Annotated in this window: 1 protein-coding gene; it reads left to right on the forward strand. The window is 65.4% G+C overall.

Features of this window, described 5'->3' with window-relative positions:
* Positions 1-399 precede the first annotated feature (399 nt).
* Positions 400-2001, forward strand: a 1602-nt coding sequence (locus N5C25_RS20455; protein WP_279937799.1) for a methyl-accepting chemotaxis protein, incomplete at its 3' end; no start/stop codon positions are given.

Raw genomic sequence — 2001 nt, forward strand, 5'->3', positions numbered from 1 at the left:
AGAGCGAATCAAATTGAAATTGAAGGGCCTGAGCCCGGTACAGTACCGGGAGCAGACCCAACAGGCCCAATCGGCCGCCTGACCCCTGTCCAAGTCTCGGGGGTCACTTCAAGGACGGGTTTACGGCGTGTCCTGCCTGCCCACCCCGGCCCAGCCACTTACTGACAATCCAGCGCCGACCAACCGCTGTTGCTGTTGCTGTTGCTGTTGCCGTTGCTGTTGCCGTTGCTTCAGAAGCCTGCCGCAGGCAGCGCCGCAGCCGCCGCTGCAAGGAAACCTGAATACGTTCCGACACCGCACCTCAATCCCCCGCCCCAGCGGCCGATAACGGGGTTGTCACCGCTTGTCCCGCCGTGACCGGCTCGGCGCCGCCCGCCCGTTTCGACCTGGTCCTGCTCGATGAATCTCCTGCATCGCTGGCAACACTACTTCAGCAATCTCTCCGTCCGGCGCAAGCTCAACCTGCTGACGCTGCTCATCGCGCTCGGCGTGATCGCGCTGTCGGTGATCGCCGCCCGCATGCAGTACCTGGACCTCACCGAGACCCGCAAGACCGCGCTGAAGACCCAGGTCGAACTCAGCTACGGCATCCTCCAGCACTACCACCGTCTGGCCGGCACCGGCGAACTCAGCGAGGACGCCGCGAAGAGCGCCGCGTTGCAGGCCCTGGAAGTGATGCGCGCCGAGAACGATACGTACTACTTCAACATCTACGACACCGGCTACCGCCTGCTGATGCACCCGTTCCGCAAGGACCTGGTCGGCAAGGACATGAAGGACTTCCGCACCGACGACGGCGTGCGCATCTATTACGACCAGGTCGAAGCGGCCAAGGCCGGCGGTGGCTTCGTCAACTATCGATGGGCCAAGCCGGGCAGCAAGGGCGAGGTCGAGAAGGTCGCCTACGCCGGCCTGTTCGCGCCGTGGAACTGGGTGGTCAGCAGCGGCGTCTACATGGACGACGTGCAGCGGCAGGCGCTGGTGTTCACCGCCATCATGGCGATCTCCGGTGGTGTACTGGTGCTGATCGTGCTGGCCCTGAGCTGGGTCATCGGCAACCGTATCGCGCGCCCGCTGAGGCAGGCTACCGCCGTCGCCGAAGGCATCGCCAATGGCAAGCTGGACAGCCATATCGGCCCGCAGCCGCATGACGAACCCGGTCGCCTGCTGGAGGCCATGTCCGGCATGCAGCAGCAGCTGCATGCGGTCATCGGCGGCCAGCGCGAAATGGCCCGCCGTCACGATGCCGGCGAACTGAGTTACCGCATCGACGCCAGTGTCTTCCCCGGCGAGTACGGGCTGATGGTGCACGAGACCAACGCCCTGGTCGGCAGCCACGTGCAGACCCTGCACGATGTGCTGGACGTGGTGCAGCAGTACGCGGTCGGCGACCTCAGCCGCGACATCGCGCGCTACCCCGGCGAAAAGGCCGCAATGACCACCACCGTCGACACGGTCAAGGCCAACCTCGGCCGCATCAATGCCGAGATCAAGCAGCTGGCCAGTGCCGCTGCCGCGGGCGACTTCAGCCGCCGTGGCGACGCGCAGCGCTTCGATCACGATTTCCGTCTCATGCTGGAAAACCTCAACTCGATGATGGCGGTCAGCGATGACAACCTCGGCAAGCTCTCGCAGCTGCTGTCGGCCATCGCCGAAGGTGACCTGACCGCGCGCATGCACGGCGACTACCAGGGCGTGTTCGCACGGATGCGCGACGATGCCAACACCACCGTCGCACAGCTGACCCAGATCGTCGGCCAGATCCAGGCCAGCGCTTCGAGCATCACGCTCGCCGCCGGCGAGATCGCCTCCGGCAACAGTGATCTGTCACGCCGCACCGAGCAGCAGGCCGCCAACCTGGAAGAAACCGCAGCCTCAATGGAGGAACTGACCTCCACCGTGCGCCAGAATGCCGAACACGCCCGCCAGGCCAACCAGCTCGCCATCGGCGCGCAGTCTGTTGCCTCCCAGGGCGGCAGCGTGGTCGGCCAGGTGGTCAGT

This window comes from Stenotrophomonas sp. GD03958, from assembly GCF_029839005.1.
Taxonomy (GTDB): Bacteria; Pseudomonadota; Gammaproteobacteria; order Xanthomonadales; family Xanthomonadaceae; genus Stenotrophomonas; species Stenotrophomonas hibiscicola.